This window comes from Saliniramus sp. (genome assembly GCF_035311605.1).
Lineage (GTDB): Bacteria > Pseudomonadota > Alphaproteobacteria > Rhizobiales > Beijerinckiaceae > Saliniramus.
Genome location: NZ_DATGCW010000089.1, coordinates 1 through 25,075, shown reverse-complemented (window position 1 = coordinate 25,075; position 25,075 = coordinate 1). Strand labels below are relative to the sequence as shown.

The following is a 25,075-nucleotide window of genomic DNA, read 5'->3' as shown; positions in this document are numbered from 1 at the left end:
ATCGAAACGCCCGGTATCAAGCACCTCCGCCATGGGCACGCGGGCGTAATCGGACTCGATCAGCTTGGCGTCCGGGTTGAGCGCGATGATGATCTTCCTCGCGAGATCGCGCTGCTCGGGGGTCGCATCGGAGACTTTATTCAGCACGATCGTATCGGCGAACTCGATCTGATCGACGAGAAGATCGACCAGCGTGCGGTCGTCTTGGTCGCCCGTAGTCTCGCCGCGATCGCGCAGGAAGTCGCTCGAGCCGTAATCGCGCAGGAGATTGATGCAATCGACCACGGTGACCATGGTGTCGAGCCGCGCCACATCGGAGAGGCTCTCGTCGTTCTCGTCGCGGAAATCGAAGGTCGCGGCCACGGGCAGGGGCTCGGCGATGCCGGTGCCCTCGATCAGGAGATAATCGTATTTGCCGGCTGCGGCAAGACGCTTCACCTCGGCGAGCAGATCGTCGCGCAGGGTGCAGCAGATGCAGCCATTGGTCATCTCGACGAGTTTCTCCTGCGTGCGCGAGAGATCCGCGCCGCCCTCGCGCACCAGATCGGCATCGATATTGACCTCGCTCATGTCGTTGACGATTACCGCCACACGCCGCCCCTCGCGGTTATTCAGCACATGGTTGAGCAGCGTCGTCTTGCCGGCGCCGAGAAAGCCGGAGAGGACGGTGACGGGCAGGCGGGTATCAGGGTTCATGAGTGTCTCCGCGAAGTCGGAAAGGTTCGAAGCTGGATATGTAACATTATAACGTAGTACGTTTGTCAAGTCCGCCATCCGCGCGCACGTGCTTGACCGCACGCACGGAAGCCGCGACTTCTATACGGGCTTCTTTTTCGGCGAATCAGGACAGCGCGTGAGCGACACAATCCGCATTCTCGGCCTTGATCCCGGCCTGCGTAATACCGGCTGGGGCATGATCGCCTCGACCGGGACGCAGCTCTCCTATATCGCCTCGGGGGTCGTCACCTCCGACGGCAAGGATGATCTCGCGAGCCGGCTTAAATCGCTGCATGACGGGATCTGGGAGATCGTGCGCGCTTATGCGCCCGACGAGGTCTCCGTCGAGGAGACTTTCGTGAATAAAGATGCGCAGGCCACCCTCAAGCTCGGCCATGCCCGCGCCATGTCGCTGCTGGTCCCGGCGCTCGCCGGTCTGCCTGTGGCGGAATATGGGGCCAACCAGGTCAAGAAGACCGTGGTCGGCGTCGGTCACGCGGACAAGAAGCAGGTCCAGGCCATGGTGCGCATCCTGCTGCCGAAATCGACCCCGCCCACCGCCGATGCGGCGGATGCGCTCGCCATCGCCATCGCCCATGCGCATCAGCGCAAGGCGCGCAATCTCGCCGCCGACATGGCGCGCCGCCCCGCCACGGGCACTGCCGGAGCCTGACCCCGCATGATCGGAAAGCTGAAAGGTGTCATCGATGCGATCGGCGAGGACCATCTTGTCCTCGACGTGCACGGGGTGGGCTATCTGGTGCATTGCTCCAGCCGTACCCTGCAGCGGCTCCCGGGCACAGGCGAGGCGGCGGTGCTCGCCATCGAGACGCATGTGCGCGAGGACATGATCCGCCTCTACGGCTTTCGCAGCGAGGCCGAACGGGAATGGTTCCGCCTGCTGCAGAGCGTGCAGGGGGTAGGCGCGAAGGTGGCGCTCGGCATTCTCGCCGTGCTGGAACCGGGCGAAGTCGCGCAGGCAGTGGCGAGCGGCGACAAGGCGGCGATCGCGCGCGGGCCCGGCGTAGGCCCGAAGCTCGCTGCGCGCATCATCTCCGAACTGAAGGACAAGGCCCCCGCCGCGACGCCGATCGATCCGTCCCTCGCGCGGGTCGCGGAAGCGGGATCGGAGGAAGGGGCGGCGCCATCCACCGTCGCCGATGCGGTCTCGGCGCTGGTCAATCTGGGCTATCCGCAGATGCAGGCCTCAGCCGCCGTGGCCGCCGCGATGAAATCCGCCGGTGAGGATGCCACGACGCAGGTACTGATCCGGCTGGGCTTGCGCGAACTCGCGCGCTGAGCGCCCCAGCGTCCGTCAATCGGCAGATTTCGGATTGCGCAGCACGACGAGATTGCCGGCAAGCGCGAGCGCCGCACCGAAGGCGGCGATCAAGGTCCAGCTATAGCCCTCCAGAACGGTCGAGGCCGAAAGGGCGGCGATGGGAAACATCACCGTGGCATAGCCGGCGCGACCGGGGCCGATCCGGCGTAGCAGACCGATATAGGCGGCGAATGCAATGATGGATGCAACAATCGCGAGGAAGACCAGCGAACCGAGGTAACGCAGGTTTGGTTCGATGATGAAGGCATGTCCCTGCGCCAGGCTGAGCCCGAAGAGGAAGACCACCCCATAGCTCATGCTCCAGGTGATCGCCGGAATCAGCGGCACGCCACGACTGCCGATCAGCCCGGAGACGATATTGCCCGTGGAAAAGCTCAGCGTGCCCAGAAGGCACAGGACGAGTCCCTTGGCGGCGGCCAGCGAGAAGCCCGATCCGGCAATCTCGGGCCAGTACAGCGCCGCGACTCCGATTACGCCCAGCAAACCGCCCAACGCCACACGCGGCGCGATCGGCTGGCGCAGGAAAAGCGCCGCCATCAGCGGATTGCCCACTGCCGCCAGCGAGAAAGCGACGGCGAGAAGACCGGAGGGGATGGTCATGCCGCCATAGTAATACATGATGAAATTGAACGAGAACATGGTCACGCCCACCGCGACGAAGGCTGCGTGCAGGCGAGCGGGGAATACGATCTGCTGGCGCGTGCCAAGCACCCAGCACCACATCACCGCTCCGGCGAGGAGGAAGCGCCAGAGCAGCGAGACCTCTGGCGCGACCACGCCCAGCTGCATGCGCAGGGCGATCCAGCTGAAGCCCCAGGAGCCGACGACGAGGGCATAGAGCGTCAGCGCCGTCGCATCGAAGGGGCGCAGATGCGCCGGCAGCTCCGCCGGTGCGCGGGCAGTCTCGGATTCGCTTCCGCTCATGCCGGATGGCCGGCGATGGTGGTCCGGCAATTCAATCGTGCCCCTCCCGCAGATAGCGCACGATGCCGGAGAAATCGACGGCCTCATTGCCAGCCCCGGCAAAGCGCTCGTAGATGGCGCGGGCGTGCTCGCCCAGCGGCGTCGTCGCCCCGCTTGTCTGCGATGCTTCCTGCGCGAGCCCGAGATCCTTGAGCATCAGCCCCGCCGCGAAGCCGGGTTTATAATCATTGTTGGCCGGGCTCGTCGGCACCGGGCCGGGAACCGGGCAATAGGTGGTGAGCGACCAGCACTGCCCGGATGAGGTGGATGCGACATCGAACAGGGCCTGATGCGACAGCCCGAGCTTCTCGGCAAGCACAAAGGCCTCGGCGACACCGATCATGGAGATGCCAAGGATCATGTTGTTACAGATCTTGGCCGCCTGGCCGGCCCCGGCCTCGCCGCAATGCACCGCCTTGCGGCCCATCTGCAGAAGGATCGGCTCGGCTTTCGCGAAGGCCTCCGGGGATCCGCCTGCCATGAAGGTCAGCGTCGCCGCCTGTGCGCCACCGACACCGCCGGATACCGGCGAATCGAGCGAAAGGCAGCGCCCCTTCGCGGCGATTGCATGCGCCTTGCGGGCGCTGTCGACATCGATGGTGGAGCAATCGATGACCAGCGTGCCGTCCCGCATCGCCGGCAGGATCGTGCCGAAGACCTCGACCACGTGCCGGCCGGCGGGCAGCATGGTGACGACCACCTCGGCGCCCGTGACGGCCGCAGCGGCATCGTCGGCGATCACCACGCCGGCTTCACGTGCCCCCTCGCAGGATTCCGCCGAGAGGTCAAAACCCGTCACCCGATGCCCGGCCCTGACCAGATTGGCCGCCATCGGCCCGCCCATATTGCCCAGCCCGATGAATCCGATCGTCGTCATTGCCATCCTCCCTGTTCTGTCTTGTCGTTATCGTCTTTTTGCTTGCGTCTCGCCGGGCAGGCAACCCCGCCGCCGATCAGCATGAAACCGTAGAACCACAGCATCCACGAGCCGAAGACTTTGTCGAGAGCCGGATCCAGGGCGGGAAAGAAGACCTGGAAATGCGAACCCACCGCCGCCATCACCAGCATGCCGGGTATCGCCACGAGCGCCGCCCCCCGCAATCCCCCGATCGCCACCATCATACGCCAGCGCGCGAGAACGATCCCGCTGACGAGTCCGGCGAGTCCGGCGAGCGTGAAATTGATCTGGAACGGGCGGCGCCCATCAAGAAAGAAGAGCGGCCCGAGCCAGAGGAAGATCACAAACAGCAGTATTGTCAGTCCGATGCCGACGGCGAGGGCGGTGAGGGCTGGGCGAATCATGATGTCTCCGGGGCGCTGTGACGGCCATGGTGGCGCGCGCGCCGATCTGCGCGGCAATTTGCCCGGCAAGGGAGATCCGATCAAGCCGGATGACAGCGGATACGCTACCTGCCGCGTGCGAGGTGCCTCGCACGCGGTGCTTCACCCTGCGCGTCGATTGTGCTCGACAACCGGCGCACATTGGGTTATGGCCCGGGCCTCAACTGAAAACAGGATGCCGAAATCCCGTATGCCGTGAGATCACGGTCATATAACGGCTGGAGCAAAAAGCGCCATGAACATCATCGAACAGCTCGAGAAGGAGCAGATCGAGAAGCTCGGCAAGGAAATCCCCGATTTCGACGCCGGCGATACGGTCATCGTCAATGTCCGCGTTCGTGAAGGCGAGCGCACCCGCGTGCAGGCCTATGAGGGCGTGTGCATCGCGCGCAATGGCGGCGGGCTCAACCAGAGCTTCACCGTCCGCAAGATTTCCTACGGCGAGGGCGTCGAGCGCGTCTTCCCGCTGTATTCCCCGCTGATCGAGTCGATCAAGCTGGTGCGTCGCGGCAAGGTCCGTCGCGCGAAGCTGTATTACCTGCGCGACCGTCGCGGCAAGTCCGCCCGCATCGCCGAGCGTGTCGACCGCAACCGCGTCTCGCGCAAGGATCGCATCGCCGCCGAGAAGGCCGCTGCCGCCGCAGCAGCCCAGGGCACGCCAGCGGCCGAATAAGGCGTATCCCGCCTTTTGCGAATTCCGGCGCGGCTTCCAGCGAGGTCGCGCCGTTTTTCGTTTTCCGCGCCCCACCCTGCGCATCCGCGCCATGCTTTCGCCCTTGATCGTCGTGAGAATGAGCGACTACAAGGATCACGACGGATTTTTGTCCGGCACGCGGGCCGTTTCGAAGCCGCAGCCGGCAGGACGAGGAGAGACCGAGGATGACGAAGCCCCGCACCATGTACGACAAGATCTGGGACGATCACGTCGTCGAGACCCAGCCCGACGGGACCTGCCTCATCTATATCGATCGCCATCTGGTGCACGAGGTGACCAGCCCGCAGGCATTCGAGGGGCTGCGCAATGCCGGGCGCAAGGTCCGCGCGCCGATGCGCACGCTGGCCGTCGTCGATCACAACGTCCCCACCACGGATCGCTCCGTCGGCATCGCCGACCCGGAAAGCCGCATCCAGGTCGAGACGCTGGCGCAGAACGCGGCTGATTTCGGCCTCGAATATTATGATGAGCGCGATGCGCGCCAGGGCATCGTGCATGTGGTCGGCCCCGAACAGGGCTTCACCCTGCCCGGCACCACCATCGTCTGCGGCGACAGCCACACCTCGACCCACGGCGCCTTCGGTGCGCTCGCCCAGGGTATCGGCACCTCGGAGGTCGAGCATGTGCTCGCCACCCAGACGCTGATCCAGAGCAAGGCGAAGAACATGCGCGTCATCGTCGACGGCAAATTGCCGAAGGGCGTGGGCGCGAAGGACATCATCCTCGCCATCATCGGCGAGATCGGGACGGCCGGTGGCACCGGCCACGTGATCGAATATGCCGGCGAGGCCATCCGCGAGCTCTCCATCGAGGGCCGGATGACGATCTGCAACATGTCGATCGAGGGCGGCGCCCGCGCCGGGCTGATCGCGCCCGACGAGAAGACCTACGCCTATCTGAAAGATCGCCCCAAGGCGCCCAAGGGCGAGGCCTGGGATCGCGCGGTCGCCTATTGGGAGAGCCTCAAGACCGATGACGGCGCCGTCTTCGACAAGGAGATCCGCCTCGATGCGGCCAATCTGCCGCCGATCGTCAGCTGGGGGACGAGCCCGGAGGACGTCATTTCCGTCACCGGCGAAGTGCCCGATCCCGATGATATCCCGGACGAGAACAAGCGCCGCTCGAAATGGCGGGCGCTCGAATACATGGATCTGAAGCCGGGCACGAAGATCACCGACATCAGGCTCGACCGCGTCTTCATCGGCTCGTGCACCAATGCCCGCATCGAGGATCTGCGCGCCGCCGCCGCCATCGTCGCGGGCCAGAAGGTCGCCGACCACGTCCAGGCCATGGTCGTGCCGGGGTCGGGGCTTGTGAAGCTGCAGGCCGAGGCGGAAGGGCTCGACAAGGTCTTCATCGAAGCCGGTTTCGAATGGCGCGAGCCCGGCTGCTCCATGTGTCTGGCCATGAATGCAGACCGGCTCGAGGCCGGCGAGCGCTGCGCCTCGACCTCGAACCGCAATTTCGAAGGCCGTCAGGGCTTCAAGGGCCGCACGCATCTGGTCTCGCCCTCCATGGCGGCGGCTGCCGCGATCGCGGGCCATTTCGTCGATATCCGTGAACTGGAGACGGCCGCTTACGCCATGTCGTGAGCCGGGCGTCCGCCTGATCGGATTTTTTTGCGCGCGGGGTGATGGTCAACCCGTGCGTTTTGATTTTGAGCAAGGCCCGCGCGAGCTGCGCCCCGCCCGAAAGGGCGGCTTGCGTCATGCGCGAACCGCGTTACCCTCAATGCGTTGTCATGCCGCAGCCGCGCTTGCGCTCGGAGGCGGCGCGGCGGTAATCGCTGGACACGCAACCAGGAGGGGAAAACCATGCTCGCAGCTTTGCACAAAACCACGCGCGGCAACCGCTGGCACCATGCGTCCGGGGGAATCCGCGCTGCCGGGTTTACGCTCGCCCTTGCGCTCGCCCTTGCGCTCGCAGCACCGCTCGCGCCGGCCCATGCGACGGAAGAAGCTGACGTCACCCGGGGCGAGGCGGCATACGAGGCCAATTGTGCCTCCTGCCACGCCGCCCCGGCACGCATCATCGCGCGCGTCGAAGGCACGGATGATGCGGAGAAGACAGAAGCGCTCGAAGCCTTCCTGCCCGATCACTATGCCGAGGACGACCAGGACCGCGCCGACATCATCGCCTATATGCTGAGCCTGTGAGGCGGCAGCTGTTTAGACGGAACACAATGGACTGAAAACGCCCGCCCTCATGCGTCCCCGGCTCTGGCCTCGATCGCTTCCATGTCCTCGTCGGAGAGGCCGAAATGGTGGCCGATCTCGTGAATGAGGACATGGGAGACGATGGCGCCGAGGGTTTCGTGGTGTTCGGTCCAGTAATCCAGGATCGGGCGGCGGTAGAGCCAGATCAGATTGGGTTCGTGACCGGCAGCGAACATGCCCTCGATGCCCCCGCCCTGGGCGAGCCCGATGCCCTGGAAGAGCCCGAGTATGTCGAAGGGCGATTCCGCCCCCAGTTCGCGCAGGACGTCGTCGGCGGGAAAATCGGCGACCTGGATGACGATCTCGCCGCATAGGCTGCGGAACGCCTCCGGCAGATCGGCGAAGGCGGCATCGGCAATCGTCTGGATCGCTGCCTGGTCGGGCGCCTTGAGATCGCTGTGATCATCCGCTTTCGGCATCATGAGCCTCACCAGTAGAAACCGTCATCGTAATGCGTGGCACGCGCCCGGCGCCGTTTGGCGGCTGCGCGGTTCATGGCTGCGACGGCACCGTTGATCTCGCCGCCGAAAAGATAGATCACCGCCAGGGTATACAGGAAGATCAATGCCATCATCGCTGTGGCGAGGCCGCCATAGGTGGTCGCATAGGCCTGAGGAAACTGGGCGAGATAGAAGCCGAAGACGAAACCGCCGAGCAGCCACAGAAACAATGTGACCGCCACGCCCGGCAGCACGCTCAGCAGGCTGCGTTCACCTGCTGCCAGATATTTGTGCGTGATCAGCAAGGCTGCGATAATGAGCAGGCTGGTCCCGCCCAGCCGCAGCAGATCGACGATTCGGGTGAAGTCGATCAGGGCCGGAAAATAATTCAAAAGCGTGCCCCATCCGAGCGGTCCGAGCACGATGCCGAAGGCGAAAGCCAGCATCACCGCGGCGCCGATGACCACATAGAAGATCGATTCGAGCCGTGTCACCACGAAGGAGCGGTTTTCGCGCACCCCATAGGCGCGGTTGAGCCCCACGCGCAGGGCTTCGATCCCGTTCGACGAGAAATAGAGCGAGAGCACCGCGCCGATGGTCAGCAGGTCACCACGCCATTCCGTGAGCACGTTGCGCACCTCCTGCGCGATTGGCTCACCGATCTCGCGCGGCAGGACCTGCAGGATCAGATCCGCGGCATCATCGGCGAGCGCACCGGCGCCGAAGAAACTCGCCAGCGCGGTCAGCAGAATCAGGAATGGAAAGAAGGAGAACAGGCCCGAAAGGGCGATATGGCTCGCGATCGCCCAGCCGTCATGCAGATTCATGCGGTTATAGGCGAGCAAGAGAATGGCGAAGCTCTGACGAAGGGCGTGCAAGGTCGATGATCTCCCTCACCGCAAATGGGCCACGCCGATCTCCGGTGCAAGCCTTTTGCGACCTGCGCATCCTGCAGGCGCGTGCATTGCGCGCCTGTGTATTGCATGCTTGTGCATGGGCGCGCGCCCCGCAACCTGCTACACCCTGCGCCGGAATGACGTCCGAGCGGAGGCGAAACATGATCGGACCGGCACGCGGCAATTCGGTGACACCGGCTGCGCGGGATCCGCTGGCGCAACTCGCACCGGTCCTGTTCGTGCTGATCTGGTCGACCGGCTTCATCATGGCGCGGCTGGTCGCGCCGCATGCCGATCCGCTGAGCTTTCTGGCTCTGCGCTATCTGCTCGTGATCGCGCTGCTCGCGCCCGTGGCCTGGTGGTTCGGGGCGCAATGGCCGGCCACGATACGCGACTGGCGCGACGGGCTGATCGCGGGCGTTCTCTTGCACGGAATCTATCTGGGCGGCGTCTTCTGGGCCGTCGATGGCGGGCTGCCGGCGGGGATTGCGGCGCTGATCGTGGGCTTGCAGCCGCTCGCCACCGCCATGCTCGTCGGGCTGACGCTCGGCGAGAAGGTCTCGCCCTTGCGCTGGCTCGGCATCGCCGTGGGTTTCGCCGGCGCTCTCCTCGTGATCCTGCCGCGTCTGGGCGTGGAGGCGGGCCTGCCGCCGGGACCGGTCGGGATCGTGCTGGTCGCGATGCTCTCGATCACGCTGGGCACGATCTGGCAGAAGCGCACCGGCGGCGCGCAGGATGTGCGCACCAATACGGTGGTTCATTTCGTCGGCGCGGCACTTGTCACGCTGCCGGTCGCGCTGCTCATCGAGGAGAACCGGGTGCCGATGATTCCGGATGTGATCTTCGGGCTGGCCTGGTCGGTGCTGGTGATGTCGATCGGCGGGGTATTCCTGCTGCTGGCGCTGATCCGGCGCGGCGCCGTGGCGGGGGTCGCGGCGCTGCTTTATCTGGTGCCGCCGTGTTCGGCGCTGATGGCATGGCTGTTCTTCGGCGAGACCCTCGCCCCGGTGCAGATCGCCGGCATGGCGATTGCCGCGATCGGTGTCGCCATCGCCAGCCGCGCCCACTCGTGATCGCGCGGCCCGGCACACGACGAAGGGCGGTGTTTGCGTGCGCGGGGGCTTTGGCTATGATCTGCGCAAAGCGTCGCCAGGGCGCAAACAAACGGGCGTCCGACCCGCCGGCAGGAAACGCGAGGAACCATGTTCGCCCTCAACGAGGACCAGAACGCCATCCGGGAGATGGCCGAGAGCTTCGCCGCCGAGCGGCTGGCGCCGGATGCAGTGCGCTGGGACGAGGAGAAACATTTCCCCATCGACGTCATGCGCGAGGCCGCCGCACTGGGCATGGGCGGCGTCTATGTCAGCGAGAATGTCGGCGGGTCGGGCCTCACCCGACTCGACGCGGCGCTGATCTTCGAGGCGCTGGCCAGGGGCTGCCCCACGGTCTCGGCCTATATTTCGATCCACAACATGTCCGCCTGGATGATCGACCGTTACGGCAATGACGACCAGCGCCGGCAATGGCTGCCGGGCCTGTGCAGCATGGATCTGCTGGCCTCCTACTGCCTCACCGAACCGGGCGCGGGTTCTGACGCCGCCGCGCTCAAGACCCGCGCCGTGCGCGCGGGCGATGATTACATCGTCAACGGCGTGAAGCAGTTCATCTCCGGCGCCGGCACCTCCGATCTCTACGTCACCATGGTGCGCACCGGTGCCGAGGGTGCCGGCGGGATCTCGACGCTCGTCGTCGACAAGGACACGCCGGGTCTGAGCTTTGGCGCGGAAGAGAGGAAGATGGGCTGGAATGCCCAGCCGACGCGGCAGGTCATCTTCGAGGATGCGCGCGTGCCGGTGACCAACCGTCTCGGCGACGAGGGGATCGGCTTTCGCATCGCCATGGCCGGCCTTGATGGCGGGCGGCTCAATATCGGCGCCTGCTCACTGGGCGGCGCGCAGGCCGCGCTCGAGCGCAGCCTCGACTATATGCGTGAGCGCAAGGCCTTCGGGCGCGCCATCGCGCAGTTCCAGGCCCTGCAATTCACACTCGCCGACATGGCGACCGAGCTCGAATGCGCACGCACGTTCCTCTGGCGCGCGGCTGCCGCTCTCGATGCTAAGACACCCGATGCCACGCGGCTGTGCGCCATGGCCAAACGCATCGCCACGGATACCGGCTTTGACGTGGCCAACAAGGCATTGCAGCTCCATGGCGGCTATGGCTACCTCGCCGATTACGGGATCGAGAAGATCGTGCGCGATCTGCGCGTGCACCAGATTCTGGAAGGCACCAACGAAATCATGCGCATGATCGTCGCGCGCGATCTGATCGGGCGCTGAGCCAGCACCAGAGAGCGCGTGCGCAAGATGCGCGCCGATGAGGGGAGACGAGTATGAGCCAGTTCTTCGATTCGCGCGAGACGCGCCGGGCCGCCGATCGCGAGGCCGAACTCTTCACCCGCCTGCCTCAGGCACTCGATGCGGCCATGCGGGCGCCGGCCTATGCACGCCATCTGGGCGAGATCGAGATCGAGACCATCACCGATCGCGTGGCGCTCGCGCATCTGCCCATCCTGCGCAAGAGCGACCTGCCAGCCCTGCAGAAACAGGCCCTGCCCTTCGGCGGCCTGGTGCCGGCTTCGCCGGGCGCCTTCGGTCGCCTGTTCACCTCGCCGGGCCCGATCTACGAGCCCGAGGGGCGCGAGGACGATCCGTGGCGCGCCGCGCGCGGGCTGCATGCGATGGGGCTGCGCCCCGGCGACATCGTGCTCAACACCTTCTCCTATCATATGACGCCAGGCGGCTTCCTGATGGATTCCGGTGCGCGTGCGCTCGGCTGCGCCGTGATCCCCGCCGGCCCGGGCAACACGGAAGCGCAGCTCGATCTGATCGAGGCGTTTCGCCCCAACGTCTATGCCGGCACACCGGATTTCCTGAAGATCCTGCTCGATGCCGCCGCCGAGAAGGGGCGCGACGTCTCCTCGATCAGGAAGGCCGGCGTTTCCGGCGCCGCCTTCCCGAAATCGCTCCAGGCCGCCTTCGCCGCGGGCGGGATCGTGGCGCATCAGGCCTATGCCACGGCGGATATCGGCTTCATCGCCTATGAGAGCGGCACGCATGACGGGCTCGTGGTCAACGAGGACATCATTCTGGAAATCGTGCGCCCCGGCACCGGCGATCCGGTGGCACCCGGCGAGGTCGGCGAGATCGTGGTCACCACCATCGACCAGCATCATCCGGTGATCCGGCTTGCTCTGGGGGATCTCACCGCGCAGATGGATGAGCCGAGCCCCTGCGGGCGCACCAATATCCGCATCCGCGGCTGGATGGGGCGCGCCGATCAGACCACCAAGGTCAAGGGGATGTTCGTGCGCCCCGAGCAGATCGCCGCCGTGCTTGCCGTGCATCCCGAAATCGTCAAGGCCCGCCTCGTCGTCACCCGCGAGGGCGAGAGCGATGCGATGACGCTGCAATGCGAAACCGAGAACGGCGACGATGCGCTGGCGCAGGCAGCCGGCGCGAGCCTCCAGAACATCCTCAAGCTGCGCGGCAGGATCGATTTTACCGCCCCGGGCAGCCTGCCCAATGACGGCAAGGTGATTGCGGATGAGCGCAGCTACGACTGAGCTTTACGCCTGCACTTCGCGCAAGGCCTCGAGGAACACGTCACCGTAGCGGGTGAGCTTGGCCTGGCCGACGCCATGGCAGGCGGAGAGTTCGGTGCGGTCGCGCGGGCGCGTCAAAGCCATGTCGACGAGTGAGCGGTCGGTGAAGATCACATAAGCCGGCACTTCCTGCTCGCGGGCGAGCTGCATGCGCAGCGCCTTGAGCCGGGCGAGCACGGGATCGTCCGGGGCGATGCCTGATTCGGCGATGGCCCCGGCGCGGCGCTGCTTCTCACCCTTGCCGCTTTTGCCGCCCTCCAGCACGTCCGAGCGCAGGGTCACCGTCTCCCGCCCGCGCAGGACGGCATCGCCACGCTCAGTGATGCGCCAGCGTCCGTGGTCGTCAATGGCGATCTGGACGAGCCCGGCAGCGTAGATCTGGCGCATCAGGGAGCGCCAGGCCTGTTTGGGGCGATCCTTGCCGACGCCGAAGGTCTTGAGCCCGTGATGACCGTGGCGGCGAACCTGCTCGCTGTCCTCGCCCACGAGGATCGCGACGATATGCTCGGCGCCGAAACGCTCGCCGGTGCGGGCGATGGCGGAAAGGATCTTCTGCGCCTCGATTGTGGCATCGAAGCGCGTCACCCCGCCCAGACACAGATCGCAATGGCCGCAGGGCTCGGCGCCCTCGCCGAAATAGGAGAGCAGTGTCTGCCTGCGGCACTGGGGCGCCTCGCAGAGCGAGACCAGTGCGTCGAGGCGCTGGCGCTCGATGCGTTTCTGCTCGTCGGAAGCGTTGGATTCCTCGATCTGCGTGCGGCGCAGGCGAATATCCTCCAGTCCGTAGAGCGTGAGCGTGTCGGCGGGGGCACCGTCGCGCCCGGCGCGACCGATCTCCTGGTAATAGGCCTCGATGGATTTGGGCAGCGCCGCATGCACGACGAAACGCACATCGGGCTTGTCGATCCCCATGCCGAAGGCGACCGTCGCCACCATGACGATCCCGTCCTCGCGCAGGAACCGGTCCTGGCGGCGGGAGCGTTCCTGCGATTCGATGCCCGCATGATAGGCCAGCGCCGTGACGCCCTTGTCCGAGAGCGTCTGCGCCAGCGTCTCCGTCGCCTTGCGCGAGGCGCAATAGACAATGCCGCTCTCGCCGCGATGCTTTTCCAGAAAGCGCAGGATCTGGCGGCTGCGGTCGGTGCGCGGCTCCATGGCGAGATAGAGATTGGGCCGGTCGAAGCCATGGACGAACGTCGTCGGCTCCTGCGTGAAGAGCTGGCCGGCAATATCGCCGCGTGTCGCGATATCGGCGGTGGCGGTGAGCGCGATGGTCTGAATGTTGCCGAGCCGCTTGCGGACATCGCCGAGAGCCGCATATTCCGGCCGGAAATCATGGCCCCATTGCGAGACGCAATGGGCCTCGTCGATGGCAAGCAGGCGGGCGCCGGATCGCGCCAGCCATTCCGCCGTGCCGTTGTTCACCAGCCGCTCGGGCGAGATATAGAGTAGCCGCAGCGCGCCGGCACGCAGGGCGTCGCGAACGCGATCGTTCTCTTCCTGGTCGTTGGCGGAATTGAGCGCACCCGCCGCGACGCCGTTGGTGCGCAATTGCGCCACCTGGTCGCGCATCAGCGCGATCAGCGGCGAGACCACCACGGTAAGCCCTTCGCGTACCAGAGCGGGAAGCTGGTAGCACATGGATTTGCCAGCGCCGGTGGGCATCACCGCGAGCACGTCGTGCCCCGCCAGCACGGCGGCGATGACCTCGTCCTGGCCCGGGCGGAAGTCGGGATAGCCGAAGGTCTCGCGCATGGCTGCGCGGGCCGTGTCGAGGGAATGTGACGAATCAGATGCGGGCGCCATCATGGCGACTGGATAGAGGGTTTCGCCCGCCGATGAAATCACCGGCGGGCGGGCGACCGGGATTTTCCGTGGAAGACCATTTTCCGTGGAAGAATGCCCGGTCGTCGATCGCTCCCGTCAATCGAGCGCCACGACGCATTTGCCGCGATTGCGCCCGGCCAGGAGCCCGATCAGCGCCTGGGGTGCGTTTTCCAGCCCCGTGACGACATCTTCCAGCCCGACGATTTCGCCCTTGCCGACGAGCGGGGCGACTTCGCCCAGAAAATCAGAATAGCGGGCGAAGTGGTCGGAAACGATGAATCCGCGCAGGGAAAGCCTTTGCACCAGGACCTGGCGCATGACCCGCGCGAGCGGGCTCGCATCCGGCGCGGGCCCGCTTTCATTGTAATGGGCGATCAGGCCGCAGACGGGGATGCGGGCGAAATCGTTGAGAAGCGGCAGGACCGCTTCGAGAACCGGACCGCCGATATTCTCGAAGTAGACGTCGATCCCGTCCGGACAGGCATCGGCGAGGCGCTCGGCGAAATCGGGATCACGATGGTCGATCGCCACATCGAAACCGAAGGTCTCGCGTGCCAGCGCAGATTTCTCCGCCCCGCCGGCAATGGCAACGGTGCGCGCGCCGGCGCGTTTGGCAAGCTGCCCGACCATGGAGCCGACCGGGCCCGTCGCCGCGCCGACGACGAGGGTCTCGCCCGCCTTCACGCCGCCCACGAGATCGAGCCCGATCCAGGCGGTGAAACCGGGCATGCCCATCATGCCGAGCCAGGCCGGCGCCCGGATGCGCTCAGGATCGATGCGCCGGACCATCTTCGCCGGCAGGAGCGCGTAATCCTGCCAACCGCCGGAGCCGATGACGCTGTCGCCCGGTGTGAAATCGGCGCTGCCGGAGGCCACGACCTCGCCGATGGTCTGCCCGCCCAGGGTTTCGCCGAGTTCATAGGGCGGCACGTAGGATTTCGCGTCATCCATGCGCAGGCGCATATAGGGATCGAGCGAGAGATGGCGGTTGCGGATGAGCACCATGTCGGGCGGCGCAGAGGCCTCGATCTCGTGTGTTTCCAGTCGGAAATCGTCGGGGGAGGGCTCTCCCTTCGGACGGGCAGCGAGGACCCAGCGGCGGTTCTTCGGCATATGGCTTTCTCCCTTGGCGCTTCGTCTGCGGCACGCAAAGCGCGCATCCCGTTCAGGCGATGCGCTTGCTTCATCCGGTCAGGATAGGTCATATCGCCGTGGATTTCGCCCATTGGCTGCGCGTTTTCGCAGGCGCAACAATTGACGCAGGCTGACGGGCGCCATATGCAACCGTGGCATTCCGGACATCATCCTCGAGACGGGCGAGATCGACATGACCCATTCCCCTGACCAGAAGCCGCCCGAAACCGGTTCGCGTCCTGCAGAAGTGATGCAGACCCTCGACCTCGCCCGCATCGCCCTGTTCGCGGCGATCATCGCAGCACTCGGCCTCGTCCCGGCGATCCCGATCCCGTTCCTGCCCGTGCCGATCACGGCGCAGACGCTGGGCGTGATGCTCGCCGGCGCAGTGCTGGGCAGCTGGCGCGGCATGCTGGCCGTCCTCGTCTTTCTCGCCCTCGGCGCTGTCGGAATGCCGGTTTTCCCCGGCGGTCGCGGCGGGCTCTCGGTCTTCATGGGACCGACTGCCGGCTTTGTTTTCTCCTGGCCGGTCGGTGCCTTCGTCATCGGCTGGCTTATGGAGCGTTTCGGGCGTGAAGGATCGTTCATTTCCGCATTCCTTGCGAGCATCGTGGGCGGTATCGTCGTGATCTATGCAGGCGGCATCGCCTGGCTCGCCATCGTCTACGAGACGCCGTTCTGGGCAGCGACGACGGGCTCGCTGGCCTTTGTGCCGGGTGATCTGATCAAGGCGGCAGCGGCGGCTTCTGTTGCCAGCAGCGTACACCGGGTCTATCCGACTCTGGGACGCGCCGGCGGCTGATTGGGCGCGCCGGCTGCGCGCGATACGGGAGACGACGCGATGAAGATCCTGCTGATCGGTTCCGGCGGTCGCGAGCATGCGCTCGCCCACGGTCTCGCCGCCAGTCCGCTCTGCGAGAAGCTCTTCATTGCCCCCGGCAATCCCGGGACGGCGGCACTGGGTGAGAACCACGATCTGCCGCTTTCCGATCATGCGGCGATGCGCGCCTTCTGTGACGCGCAAGCGGTCGATCTCGTCGTGATCGGCCCGGAAGCGCCGCTGGTCGACGGGCTCGTCGACAGCCTGACCGATGCCGGCATCGCCTGTTTCGGCCCGCGCCGCGCCGCCGCGCAGCTCGAAGGCTCCAAGGCCTTTACCAAGGAGATCTGCGCCGCGAACGGCATTCCCACCGCCGGCCATGCCCGTTGCGATGATCGCGAGAGCGCCATGGCGGAGATCCGCCGGCGCGGGGCGCCGATCGTGATCAAGGCCGACGGGCTCGCCGCCGGCAAGGGCGTCGTCGTGGCCATGAGCATGGCGGAGGCGCAGACAGCGGTGGATTTCATGTTCGCCGGCGGTCTGGGCGATGCGGGCACCAGCGTGGTGATCGAGGATTATCTCGAAGGCGAGGAGGCGAGCTTCTTCGCCATCTGTGACGGCAAGACGGCCCTGCCGCTCGCCTCGGCGCAGGATCACAAACGCGCCTTCGACGGCGACACCGGCCCCAATACCGGCGGCATGGGCGCTTATTCCCCGGCGCCGGTGATGACCCCGGCGCGCGAGGCGCAGGTCATGCGCGAAATCATCGAGCCGACCCTGCGCGCCATGGCTGGCCGCGGCACGCCGTTCACCGGCATTCTCTATGCCGGGCTGATGATCACGGCCTCCGGCCCGCAGCTGATCGAATACAATGTGCGCTTCGGTGATCCGGAGACGCAGGTGCTGATCCCGCGCCTCGAAAGCGATCTCGCCATGCTCTTCATGGCGGCGGCCCACGGCAAGCTCGCCGCCTTGCCGCCTTTGCGCTGGCGCGAGGAAGCCGCGCTGACCGTGGTCCTCGCCACGCGCGGCTATCCCGGCAAGGTGGAGAACGGCAGCGTCATTCGTGGCGTCGATGCGGCGGGTGCGCTGCCCGATACCCTCGTCTTCCATGCCGCTACGCGTCACAGCGCCGGCGCACTCACCGCCCATGGCGGGCGCGTGCTCGCCGTGACAGGGCTCGGTGCGGATGTGGCGCAGGCACGCGAGCGGGCCTATCGCGGCGTCGCGGCGATCGACTGGCCCGAAGGCTTCTGCCGCTCCGATATCGGCTGGCGGGCGCTTTCGCGCGACGGTGACGAGGCGTGAGGCAGGACGCCTGAAAGACATCCGGATCGGATTTCCCCAGATTTCTGCAAGATGCGCACAGGATGGCGGCATGCGCGCGGATCGATTCACAAGACTCCGCTTCCGAAGCCTCGCACGTGCGCGCCCCGGCAAAACAGGCGTTTGGCGGGCATTCCGGCGCGATTTCGCCGCGACGGACCCTCCAGCGATATCGCCATGGCGAACCCGAATGCTGTCGATAGACGCTTCACGGCTCCGGAAAGCACTTTGATCGACGCAAGTTGCGCGGGATATAGTCGAGATGAAGGTGATTCGTGCCTGCGGCGGCATCCGCCGGGGGGTTGCGTGGCCTTCAAGCGCCGGCTGCGCGCATCGGTGATGCGTCTTGCCCAAAACGACCGCCTGCACGCGTTTCGATGGATGACCATGACCCCGCTGCTGCTTCACGAAGACCGTGCCGAACACCCGCTCGACGAGGTCGAGCGCCTCGCAGCGAACGAACATTGGGTCTTCGAGCGCTTCGATGCGGACGAGATGTGCGTCTCGGTCTCCGGGCAATGGGCCGATTACCAGATCGCCTTCACCTGGATCCCGGAAGTCGAGGCCCTGCACATCGCCTGCGCCTTCGATCTCAAGGTACAGGAGCGCCGGCGCACGGAGCTTTTGCATCTCGTCTCGATGATCAACGAGCAGCTCTGGGTCGGGCATTTCGATCTCTGGGGCGCCGAGCAGGTGGCGATGTATCGCCATGCGCTGCTCCTGACCGGCGGCACCATGCCGGCCCGTGCACAATGCGAAATGCTGATGAAGTCGGCAATCGATGCCTGCGAGCGGCATTATCAGGCTTTCCAGTTCGTGCTCTGGGCGGGAAAATCCGCGCGCGAGGCACTGGACAGCGTGCTCTTCGAGACCGAAGGTGAGGCCTGATAACGCGTTTCGGCGCGCATCCGCCCGCGGGACGGATCGCAGCGCGCACAATGGGAGCAAAACGCCATGACTGTCGCGATGATTGGTGAAGCGCAGAATCTGCCTGCTTCAATCTTGCTGGTAGGCGGGGGCAAGATGGGAGGCGCCATGCTCGAAGGCTGGCTCAAGGTCGGCCTTCCCGGCTCTGCCGCCACTGTGATCGATCCCCATCCCGGCCCCGATCTGCAGCAGCTCTGCGCCGCCAGGGGGGTCGCGCTCAATCCTGCCAGCGACACGATCGCACCGCCGGAGGCGCTGGTTCTCGCGATCAAGCCGCAGGTGCTCGGTGAAGTCGGCCCGCAGATCGCGCCATTGGTCGATTCCCGCACGACGCTGATATCCGTTCTGGCCGGCAAGACCATCGCCAATCTGGACGCGGCGATACCCGGCTGCGGCGGTATCGTACGCTCGATCCCCAATCTGCCGGCGGCCATCGCGCAAGGCGCCACCGGTGCCTGCACCTCGCCGGGCCTCGCAGAAGAGCGCCGCGCCATGGCGGATGCGCTTCTGGGTGCGATCGGTGTCGTCGCCTGGGTCGAGGACGAGGGTCTGATCGATGCCTGCACGGCGGTATCGGGCTCCGGCCCGGCCTATGTCTTCCTGCTGGCGGAGGAACTCGCCCGCGCCGGCATTGATGCCGGGCTGCCGGAAGAGCTCGCCCAGAAGCTCGCGCGCGCCACGGTCGCAGGCGCCGGCGCCATGCTCGCGCAAAGCCCGCTGCCGTCGGGAACCCTGCGCGAGAACGTCACCTCCAAGGGCGGCACCACGGCCGCTGCGCTGGACGTGCTGATGGCGGAAAACGGCTTTCGACCGCTGCTGCGCGATGCCGTGGCCGCCGCGAAACGCCGCGCCGGCGCGCTTTCAGGCTGACCCGCATGCCTTTGAGGCACCCGCCTTTTGCGCGCGATCCCCTACACAGAGGCCAAAGCTGCGTTATCATAGCATTCTTCAGCAGCGCAGCGTGACGGGAGAACGGAATGGCGACCAGCAAGAAGAAACCGGGACGCGACGATATCGTCGAGGCGACCATGGCGCTCGCTGCGGAGCGCCCATGGGATGACATCGAACTCGGCGATATTGCCGAAGCGGCAGGCATTACGCTGGCGGATCTGCGTGAGTCGTTCCCCTCCAAGGGCGCCGTGCTCGGTGGCTTCGCCCGCAAGATCGACATGGCAGTGCTCGCCGGCAATTCCGATGATCTGATCGGAGAACCTGCCCGCGAAAGGCTGTTCGACGTCTATATGCGCTATCTTGATGCGCTGGCGCCCTACAAAGTCGCCCTGCGGCGCATCGCCGTCGCCGTGCGGCGCGAGCCGCTGACCCTGGCCGCGCTCAACCAGGTCGCACTGAACTCGCATCGCTACATGCTGGCAGCAGCGCATATTCCCACCGAGGATGCCCTCGGCCCGATCAAGCTTCAGGGCTCCGTCCTGACCATGGCGCGTGTGCTGGAAACCTGGCTCGAGGATGATGCGCCGGAACTGGCGCAGACCATGGCGCGGCTCGACCGCGAACTCGGTCGCGCAGAGCGCTTCATGGAGCGTGCCGAAGATTTCCACCGTGTCACCGCGCCGTTCCGCGCGATCGGCCAGGCGATCATGGAGGGCGGCGCGCGCATGCGCCAGCGCCGCCGTGACGGCGGATATGGTGAGGATGACGGCGCGGATGCGGGGCCGGATGCGGGGATCGACCGTCCCGGCGAGGATCGCGATCCCGCCGCAGCGATCTGACACGCGCGAGTCAGGGAAAGGCGGGTGTGCTCATGGCGGAGCACGACGAGGTTCAGGCATTGATCGGTTTCGAGGATTTCCTCGTGGTCGATATCCGCGTCGGGCGGATCGTCGCGGCGGAGCCGTTCCCGGAGGCGCGCAAGCCCGCCTTCAAGCTGACCATCGATTTTGGCCCGCTGATCGGCACCAGGCGCTCCTCCGCCCAGATCACACGCAACCATGCGCTGGAGGATCTGCCGGGGATGCTGGTGCTCGCGGTGGTCAACTTCCCGCCACGCCAGATCGGGCCGATGATGTCGGAAGTGCTTACCCTCGGCGTGCCCGATGCCGATGGTGAAGTCGTGCTGATCACGCCGGCGAAAGATGCGAAAATCGGCGGGCGCCTCTACTGAAGCGTTTCGCACCGTTCCCGGTCGCGCGACCGCTCCCCCGGCCATCATTGCAATGCGTCTTGGCCTTGCGGCTGCAAGCGGGTTAGGCTGTCGTTGAACCGGCCATCGCCAACGCAGCCGGAGCGGCTGAAACGGGGGGAAGGCGTCCGCCATGATTGCAGGCTGGGTCGTCGTCGGAACGGCCCTGATCTATCTCTGCCTGCTCTTCGCCGTTGCCTTCTGGGGTGACCGGCAGGGCAAGCGCGTGCTGGATGGCGGCCTGCGCGCCACCATCTACGCGCTCGGCCTCGCCGTCTATTGCACCTCCTGGACCTTCTTCGGCTCGGTCGGGCTCGCCACGAATTCGGGACTCGATTTCCTCGCCGTCTATCTCGGGCCGATCCTGGTCATCGGCCTCGGCTACAAGCTGGTCCAGCGCATCGTCAGTATCGCCAAGGCGCAGAACATCACCTCCGTGGCGGATTTCGTTGCCGCGCGCTACGGCAAGAGCGAGCGCGTCGCCGCCATCGTCAGCCTGATCGCGGTGGTCGGCTCGGTGCCCTACATCGCCCTGCAGCTCAAGGCCGTTTCCTCTTCGCTCAACGTCTTTCTGGCAAACGATGCACAGGAGACGCTGGCGCCCGCAATGGTCACTCCATTCGGCGATCTCGCCCTGCTGGTCGCCATCGTGCTGGCGATCTTCGCCGTCGGCTTCGGCGCGCGCCATGCCGACGCGACGGAACACCAGAACGGGCTGGTTCTCGCGATCTCGCTGGAATCGGGGGTGAAGCTCGTCGCCTTCCTGATGGTGGGCTATTACGTCACCTTCCACATGTTTGGTGGTGTCGACGACATCATGGGGCGGGTCGAGGACATCCAGGGCGGCGCGCTCGACGTCTTCGACCGCACCTCCGGACCCGGCGCCTTCCTCACCATCGTCGCCCTGTCGGGCATGGCGATCCTGATGTTGCCGCGCCAGTTTCATGTCGGTGTCGTCGAGAACCGCTCGCTCTCCGATGTGGCCCGTGCCGCCTGGCTGTTTCCGCTCTACCTGATCCTGATCAACATTTTCGTCGTGCCCCTCGCCGTGGCCGGCTATGCGACTTTCGCATCCGGCGAGATCGACCGGGACATGACGGTGCTCGCCCTGCCGCTGGCGGCGGGGGCCCGGGAGATGGCGCTGATCGCCTTTCTGGGCGGCCTCTCGGCGGCAACGGCCATGGTGATCGTGGAATCGGTGGCGCTCGCCATCATGATCTCGAACCATCTGGTGATCCCGCTGATGCTGCGCCGTCGCGGCGCCGTGCCGGAAGGAGAAGCCGCAGGGCGCACCCTCCCGCACGATCTGGGCGGGATGGTGCTCGGCGTACGCCGCATCGCCATCTTCGTCGTCATCCTGCTCGGCTATGTCTATTTCCGCGCCGCCGGCGATGCGGCCCTCGCGGCGATCGGACTGCTATCGTTTGCCGCCGTGGCCCAGATCGCACCGGCCTTTCTCGGCGGAATGATCTGGCGGCGGGGTACGGCTGCGGGCGCCGTCGCGGGCCTGACGCTCGGTTTCGCCGTCTGGGTCTACACCCTGCTCCTGCCCTCGATCGCCTGGGAGGCCCGCCCCTTCGCCGATCTGATCGCCCATGGCCCGTTCGGGTTCGCCTGGCTGCGCCCGACCGCGCTGTTTGGTCTCGAATTGCCGCAATTGACGCATGGCGTGCTCTGGAGCCTCGGGGTCAACCTCGGCGCCTATATCACCGTCTCGCTGATGCGGCCCACCACATCGCTCGAACGCATGCAGGCCGATGCCTTCATCGGCGAGGCGAACACACCGGCTGCGCAGTCCTTCCGGCTGTTTCGTACCGCCGTCACCGTGGCCGAGCTGCAGGCGACCGTGGCGCGCTATCTGGGCGAGGAACGCGCCACGCGCTCCTTCGAAGGTTTCGCGCGCATGCGCGGGGTTGATCTTGCGCGCATGGGCCCGGCCGATATCCATCTCTTGCGTTATGCCGAGCATCTGCTGGCCTCGGCGATCGGCGCGGCATCGGCACGCCTTGCCCTGTCACTCGTGCTCAAGCGCCGCAACGTCTCGACCCGCGATGCGCTGAAACTGCTCGATGACGCCTCGGCCGCCATCCAGTACAACCGTGATCTGCTCCAGCACGCCCTCGACCATGCCCGCCAGGGCATCACCGTGCTCGATTCGGATCTGCACCTGCTATGCTGGAACCAGGCCTTCGTCGATCTCTACGAGTTGCCGCCGGAATTCGTGCGTGTCGGCATCTCTCTGGGCGAGATCGTACGCTTCAATGCCGCACGCGGGGCCTATGGGCCGGGGGCGATGGATGAGCAGATCGCAGCGCGCATCGACAGCTTCATCCATGAAACCGAGCCCGTGCGGCTGCGGCTCTACCCCAATGAACGCGTCATCGAGATCCGGACCAACCCGCTGCCCGATGGCGGTTTCGTCACCACCTATACCGACGTGACCGAGGCCGTTGCAGCGGAAGAAGCGCAGGCTCGTGTCGCGGAAGAGCTGGAGCGACGGGTGCGCGAACGCACGGAGGAACTCACCCGCCTCAATGCGGCACTGACCCAGGCCAAGGCGGAAGCCGAGGAAGCCAATGCCTCCAAGACACAGTTCCTGGCCGCGGCGAGCCACGACATCCTGCAGCCGCTCAACGCTGCGCGACTCTACGCGACGGCGATGGTGGAGCGCAATCGCGATGGCCATGATGCCTCCGGCACGCAAGCGGCAAACAGCGGCACGGGCGAACTCGCCGAAAACGTCAACGCCTCGCTGGATGCGGTCGAGGAGATCCTCACGGCGCTGCTCGATATCTCGCGGCTGGATACGGGCGCGCTCAAGCCGGAATACGCGGTCTTTCGCCTCGATTCCTTCCTGCATCAGCTCGCCAGGGAATTCGAACCTTCGGCGGCGGCGAAGGGGTTGCGGCTGCGCTTCATCGCCCCTGCGGTCAGTATACGTTCAGATCGCAAACTGCTGCGCCGCCTGATGCAGAATCTGATCTCCAATGCGATCAAATATACGCCCTCCGGCAAGATTCTCGTCGGCGCGCGTCGGCGCGGCGGCAGATTGACCCTGCAGGTTCACGATACGGGACTGGGCATTCCCGCCTCGAAGCAGCGGCTGATATTCCAGGAATTCCAGCGGCTCGATCAGGGCGCGCGGATCGCACAGGGGCTGGGGCTGGGGCTGTCCATCGTCGAACGCATCGCCCGTGTACTGGAGCACAAGTTGACTCTGATCTCGCATCCGGGGCGCGGATCATGCTTTTCCGTGAACCTGCCCAAAGCAGCGGCGCTGCCGGTCAGCGTGAGCGACGAGATCCCGGCGAGGCAGCCCGCCGGCGGGCTCCACAGGCTGACCGTTCTCGCCATCGACAACGAGCCCGCGATCCTCGCCGGGATGCAGGAATTGCTCGGCGGCTGGGGGTGTGCGGTGCACGGCGCGCGCGGGCTTGCAGAGGCGCGCGAAATGCTGCGGCGCGCCGGCGCATCGCCGGATGTGATCATCGCCGATTACCATCTCGACGAGGGTAACGGAATCGAAGCCATACTCGCCCTGCGCTGGCATCTGGGCGCGGATCTGCCGGCGATTCTGCTCACGGCGGATCGCTCGCCGCGTGTGCGCGAGGATGCGGCAGCCAAGGCGATCCAGCTCCTCAACAAGCCCTTGAAGCCGGCTGCGCTGCGCGCCCTGCTCACCCGCTGGCATACCAGCCGCAATGCTGCGGAGTGAGGGCTCAGCCCGCGAGTTCTTCCCGGATCGCCCCGTTGAGCGCGGCTTCGATCCCCCCCATCGCCTCGACGATCAGCGCTCCATCCATCACCCGATGATCGAAGGCCATGCTCATCTGCGTGATGCCGTCGGCGGTGAAGGGGCCGTAGCTGAGGAAGCTCGTCAGCGGCGAAACCGGGCGCGTGATCTCCCCGCCGAGATGGCCGAGCACGGAGACGCCGAAGGTGCCGAAATAATTCGGGCGCTGCCTTCCGCTGTTGAAGCCCCAGAGCCAGGCGAGGCGCCGCAGGGGCAGCGGCAGGCGCGAGATCCGCATCAGCTTGGCCAGATGCGCCGCTTCGCCGCCCTTACCCTCCCGCGCATTGTCGAGGATGGCCGCGATCGCGCGTAGCGACTGGCTTGCGGGATCCCTCACCCGCACCGGAATCACCGCGCGTTCTCCGTCGATCTCACGCTCGATCATGATCGAGGCGACGCTGACGGGAACCTCGAAGAGATGCGGGCGGGGAAACAGCGCATAGCTGCGGCGCAGTTCAGGCCGGTCACGCGCCACCAGGGCGAGCGCCTTCGCCGTCATCACCGTGAACGGAATACGCGGCGGCGCACTGGCCCGGCGTGCCGCGATCAGCGGCGAAAGATCGACCTCGCGCCGGATCACCCCGATCGGCACCTTGCGCGCGATCCAGGACAGATCCGCCATCAGGGTACGGGCGGGGGTGAGGGGGACGGCGCGTCCGCGCATGCTGCTCTCCGGAGGGGGAATTGGATGACGGGTGATCCGGCATAACGCCCCTGCACCGGCGAGAGCAAGCCGATCACGGCAGAGGCACCGATAGGCAACGCGCCTTCAGATCACGTTGCGCTCGCGCAGCGGGCGGCTTTCCGCAACACG

24 protein-coding genes are annotated in these 25,075 nt (G+C 66.0%); 15 read left to right on the top strand and 9 right to left on the bottom strand.

The features are described 5' to 3' along the window. On the bottom strand, positions 1 to 696 hold a 696-nt coding region (locus tag VKP01_RS04285; protein WP_324410592.1), incomplete at its 3' end, for a GTP-binding protein. Between the two features lie 157 nt (positions 697 to 853). On the opposite strand from VKP01_RS04285, the gene ruvC reads away from it, so the two are divergent. Together ruvC and ruvA are read left to right on the top strand one after the other, a co-directional pair. Further along, positions 854 to 1,390 carry a crossover junction endodeoxyribonuclease RuvC gene (gene ruvC, locus VKP01_RS04280; protein WP_228697964.1) on the top strand — a complete coding sequence of 179 codons (537 nt, stop codon included), beginning with the start codon at positions 854 to 856 and terminating at the stop codon, positions 1,388 to 1,390. Positions 1,391 to 1,396: 6 nt separating this feature from the next. Next, positions 1,397 to 2,017, top strand: coding sequence for a Holliday junction branch migration protein RuvA (gene ruvA, locus VKP01_RS04275; RefSeq protein ID WP_324410589.1), 621 nt, complete (start codon positions 1,397 to 1,399; stop codon positions 2,015 to 2,017). 15 nt (positions 2,018 to 2,032) lie between these two features. On the opposite strand, the gene VKP01_RS04270 is transcribed toward ruvA, so the two are convergent. Genes VKP01_RS04270 through VKP01_RS04260 form a run of 3 tightly spaced genes read right to left on the bottom strand, consistent with a single transcriptional unit; the run spans position 2,033 to position 4,324 of the window. After that, on the bottom strand, positions 2,033 to 2,983 hold the full coding sequence (locus tag VKP01_RS04270; protein WP_324410587.1) for a DMT family transporter: 951 nt from the start codon (positions 2,981 to 2,983) through the stop codon (positions 2,033 to 2,035). A gap of 31 nt (positions 2,984 to 3,014) precedes the next feature. Next, positions 3,015 to 3,899 (bottom strand): 3-hydroxyisobutyrate dehydrogenase, encoded by an 885-nt coding sequence (gene mmsB, locus VKP01_RS04265; RefSeq protein ID WP_324410585.1) that lies wholly within the window; start codon positions 3,897 to 3,899, stop codon positions 3,015 to 3,017. Further along, positions 3,896 to 4,324 (bottom strand): DUF5367 family protein, encoded by a 429-nt coding sequence (locus tag VKP01_RS04260; RefSeq protein ID WP_324410583.1) that lies wholly within the window; start codon positions 4,322 to 4,324, stop codon positions 3,896 to 3,898. Before VKP01_RS04260 ends, mmsB begins: the two co-directional genes overlap by 4 nt. Positions 4,325 to 4,598: 274 nt before the next feature. Here VKP01_RS04260 and rplS point away from each other — a divergent pair, with 274 nt between their 5' ends. From rplS to VKP01_RS04245, 3 genes are all read left to right on the top strand, one after another. Further along, positions 4,599 to 5,036 carry a 50S ribosomal protein L19 gene (gene rplS / locus VKP01_RS04255; RefSeq protein ID WP_324410581.1) on the top strand — a complete coding sequence of 146 codons (438 nt, stop codon included), beginning with the start codon at positions 4,599 to 4,601 and terminating at the stop codon, positions 5,034 to 5,036. A gap of 206 nt (positions 5,037 to 5,242) precedes the next feature. Continuing rightward, positions 5,243 to 6,670 (top strand): 3-isopropylmalate dehydratase large subunit, encoded by a 1,428-nt coding sequence (gene leuC, locus VKP01_RS04250; protein WP_324410580.1) that lies wholly within the window; start codon positions 5,243 to 5,245, stop codon positions 6,668 to 6,670. A gap of 222 nt (positions 6,671 to 6,892) precedes the next feature. Beyond that, a complete protein-coding gene (locus tag VKP01_RS04245; RefSeq protein WP_324410578.1) occupies positions 6,893 to 7,234 on the top strand; it encodes a hypothetical protein in 342 nt (113 codons plus the stop codon). Positions 7,235 to 7,281: 47 nt separating this feature from the next. Here VKP01_RS04245 and VKP01_RS04240 read toward each other — a convergent pair whose 3' ends face one another. Together VKP01_RS04240 and VKP01_RS04235 are read right to left on the bottom strand one after the other, a co-directional pair. Next, positions 7,282 to 7,713, bottom strand: a complete 432-nt coding sequence (locus VKP01_RS04240; RefSeq protein WP_324410600.1) for a metallopeptidase family protein — start codon at positions 7,711 to 7,713, stop codon at positions 7,282 to 7,284. Between the two features lie 8 nt (positions 7,714 to 7,721). Continuing rightward, entirely contained in the window at positions 7,722 to 8,612 is an 891-nt protein-coding gene (locus VKP01_RS04235; RefSeq protein WP_414706514.1) for a YihY/virulence factor BrkB family protein, read from the bottom strand. A gap of 179 nt (positions 8,613 to 8,791) precedes the next feature. On the opposite strand from VKP01_RS04235, the gene VKP01_RS04230 reads away from it, so the two are divergent. The 3 genes from VKP01_RS04230 to VKP01_RS04220 all read left to right on the top strand — a co-directional run bounded on the left by VKP01_RS04230 (position 8,792) and on the right by VKP01_RS04220 (position 12,255). Beyond that, on the top strand, positions 8,792 to 9,703 hold the full coding sequence (locus VKP01_RS04230; protein WP_324410576.1) for a DMT family transporter: 912 nt from the start codon (positions 8,792 to 8,794) through the stop codon (positions 9,701 to 9,703). 129 nt (positions 9,704 to 9,832) lie between these two features. Continuing rightward, positions 9,833 to 10,969 carry an isobutyryl-CoA dehydrogenase gene (locus tag VKP01_RS04225; RefSeq protein ID WP_324410574.1) on the top strand — a complete coding sequence of 379 codons (1,137 nt, stop codon included), beginning with the start codon at positions 9,833 to 9,835 and terminating at the stop codon, positions 10,967 to 10,969. 53 nt (positions 10,970 to 11,022) lie between these two features. Then, on the top strand, positions 11,023 to 12,255 hold the full coding sequence (locus VKP01_RS04220) for a phenylacetate--CoA ligase family protein (protein WP_324410572.1): 1,233 nt from the start codon (positions 11,023 to 11,025) through the stop codon (positions 12,253 to 12,255). Between the two features lie 3 nt (positions 12,256 to 12,258). Here VKP01_RS04220 and recQ read toward each other — a convergent pair whose 3' ends face one another. Together recQ and VKP01_RS04210 are read right to left on the bottom strand one after the other, a co-directional pair. Then, entirely contained in the window at positions 12,259 to 14,103 is a 1,845-nt protein-coding gene (gene recQ, locus VKP01_RS04215; RefSeq protein ID WP_324410570.1) for a DNA helicase RecQ, read from the bottom strand. A 114-nt stretch (positions 14,104 to 14,217) separates the two neighbouring features. Beyond that, positions 14,218 to 15,234, bottom strand: coding sequence for an NADP-dependent oxidoreductase (locus VKP01_RS04210; RefSeq protein ID WP_324410568.1), 1,017 nt, complete (start codon positions 15,232 to 15,234; stop codon positions 14,218 to 14,220). A 271-nt stretch (positions 15,235 to 15,505) separates the two neighbouring features. Here VKP01_RS04210 and VKP01_RS04205 point away from each other — a divergent pair, with 271 nt between their 5' ends. From VKP01_RS04205 to VKP01_RS04175, 7 genes are all read left to right on the top strand, one after another. Further along, entirely contained in the window at positions 15,506 to 16,057 is a 552-nt protein-coding gene (locus VKP01_RS04205) for a biotin transporter BioY (RefSeq protein WP_324410596.1), read from the top strand. 39 nt (positions 16,058 to 16,096) lie between these two features. Further along, positions 16,097 to 17,383: a phosphoribosylamine--glycine ligase gene (gene purD, locus VKP01_RS04200; RefSeq protein ID WP_324410566.1), complete on the top strand. Its 1,287-nt coding sequence runs from the start codon at positions 16,097 to 16,099 to the stop codon at positions 17,381 to 17,383. Between the two features lie 399 nt (positions 17,384 to 17,782). Further along, entirely contained in the window at positions 17,783 to 18,289 is a 507-nt protein-coding gene (locus VKP01_RS04195) for a YbjN domain-containing protein (RefSeq protein ID WP_414706513.1), read from the top strand. Positions 18,290 to 18,355: 66 nt separating this feature from the next. After that, positions 18,356 to 19,198, top strand: a complete 843-nt coding sequence (gene proC / locus VKP01_RS04190; RefSeq protein WP_324410564.1) for a pyrroline-5-carboxylate reductase — start codon at positions 18,356 to 18,358, stop codon at positions 19,196 to 19,198. Between the two features lie 107 nt (positions 19,199 to 19,305). After that, on the top strand, positions 19,306 to 20,058 hold the full coding sequence (locus VKP01_RS04185; protein ID WP_324410562.1) for a TetR/AcrR family transcriptional regulator: 753 nt from the start codon (positions 19,306 to 19,308) through the stop codon (positions 20,056 to 20,058). A gap of 32 nt (positions 20,059 to 20,090) precedes the next feature. Further along, positions 20,091 to 20,450 (top strand): tRNA-binding protein, encoded by a 360-nt coding sequence (locus VKP01_RS04180; protein ID WP_324410560.1) that lies wholly within the window; start codon positions 20,091 to 20,093, stop codon positions 20,448 to 20,450. A 151-nt stretch (positions 20,451 to 20,601) separates the two neighbouring features. After that, entirely contained in the window at positions 20,602 to 24,183 is a 3,582-nt protein-coding gene (locus VKP01_RS04175; RefSeq protein ID WP_324410558.1) for a PAS domain-containing hybrid sensor histidine kinase/response regulator, read from the top strand. Positions 24,184 to 24,187: 4 nt separating this feature from the next. Here VKP01_RS04175 and VKP01_RS04170 read toward each other — a convergent pair whose 3' ends face one another. Continuing rightward, positions 24,188 to 24,925 carry a hypothetical protein gene (locus VKP01_RS04170; RefSeq protein ID WP_324410556.1) on the bottom strand — a complete coding sequence of 246 codons (738 nt, stop codon included), beginning with the start codon at positions 24,923 to 24,925 and terminating at the stop codon, positions 24,188 to 24,190. Positions 24,926 to 25,075: the final 150 nt, after the last annotated feature.

Coding starts and splice junctions, on each gene's coding strand:
- ruvA (WP_324410589.1), top strand. CDS start 1,397: ATGATCGGAAAGCTGAAAGGTGTCATCGATGCGATCGGCGAGGACCAT.
- VKP01_RS04270 (WP_324410587.1), bottom strand. CDS start 2,983: ATGAGCGGAAGCGAATCCGAGACTGCCCGCGCACCGGCGGAGCTGCCG.
- mmsB (WP_324410585.1), bottom strand. CDS start 3,899: ATGACGACGATCGGATTCATCGGGCTGGGCAATATGGGCGGGCCGATG.
- VKP01_RS04260 (WP_324410583.1), bottom strand. CDS start 4,324: ATGATTCGCCCAGCCCTCACCGCCCTCGCCGTCGGCATCGGACTGACA.
- rplS (WP_324410581.1), top strand. CDS start 4,599: ATGAACATCATCGAACAGCTCGAGAAGGAGCAGATCGAGAAGCTCGGC.
- leuC (WP_324410580.1), top strand. CDS start 5,243: ATGACGAAGCCCCGCACCATGTACGACAAGATCTGGGACGATCACGTC.
- VKP01_RS04245 (WP_324410578.1), top strand. CDS start 6,893: ATGCTCGCAGCTTTGCACAAAACCACGCGCGGCAACCGCTGGCACCAT.
- VKP01_RS04240 (WP_324410600.1), bottom strand. CDS start 7,713: ATGCCGAAAGCGGATGATCACAGCGATCTCAAGGCGCCCGACCAGGCA.
- VKP01_RS04230 (WP_324410576.1), top strand. CDS start 8,792: ATGATCGGACCGGCACGCGGCAATTCGGTGACACCGGCTGCGCGGGAT.
- VKP01_RS04225 (WP_324410574.1), top strand. CDS start 9,833: ATGTTCGCCCTCAACGAGGACCAGAACGCCATCCGGGAGATGGCCGAG.
- VKP01_RS04220 (WP_324410572.1), top strand. CDS start 11,023: ATGAGCCAGTTCTTCGATTCGCGCGAGACGCGCCGGGCCGCCGATCGC.
- recQ (WP_324410570.1), bottom strand. CDS start 14,103: ATGATGGCGCCCGCATCTGATTCGTCACATTCCCTCGACACGGCCCGC.
- VKP01_RS04210 (WP_324410568.1), bottom strand. CDS start 15,234: ATGCCGAAGAACCGCCGCTGGGTCCTCGCTGCCCGTCCGAAGGGAGAG.
- VKP01_RS04205 (WP_324410596.1), top strand. CDS start 15,506: ATGCAGACCCTCGACCTCGCCCGCATCGCCCTGTTCGCGGCGATCATC.
- purD (WP_324410566.1), top strand. CDS start 16,097: ATGAAGATCCTGCTGATCGGTTCCGGCGGTCGCGAGCATGCGCTCGCC.
- VKP01_RS04195 (WP_414706513.1), top strand. CDS start 17,783: ATGACCATGACCCCGCTGCTGCTTCACGAAGACCGTGCCGAACACCCG.
- proC (WP_324410564.1), top strand. CDS start 18,356: ATGACTGTCGCGATGATTGGTGAAGCGCAGAATCTGCCTGCTTCAATC.
- VKP01_RS04185 (WP_324410562.1), top strand. CDS start 19,306: ATGGCGACCAGCAAGAAGAAACCGGGACGCGACGATATCGTCGAGGCG.
- VKP01_RS04180 (WP_324410560.1), top strand. CDS start 20,091: ATGGCGGAGCACGACGAGGTTCAGGCATTGATCGGTTTCGAGGATTTC.
- VKP01_RS04175 (WP_324410558.1), top strand. CDS start 20,602: ATGATTGCAGGCTGGGTCGTCGTCGGAACGGCCCTGATCTATCTCTGC.
- VKP01_RS04170 (WP_324410556.1), bottom strand. CDS start 24,925: ATGCGCGGACGCGCCGTCCCCCTCACCCCCGCCCGTACCCTGATGGCG.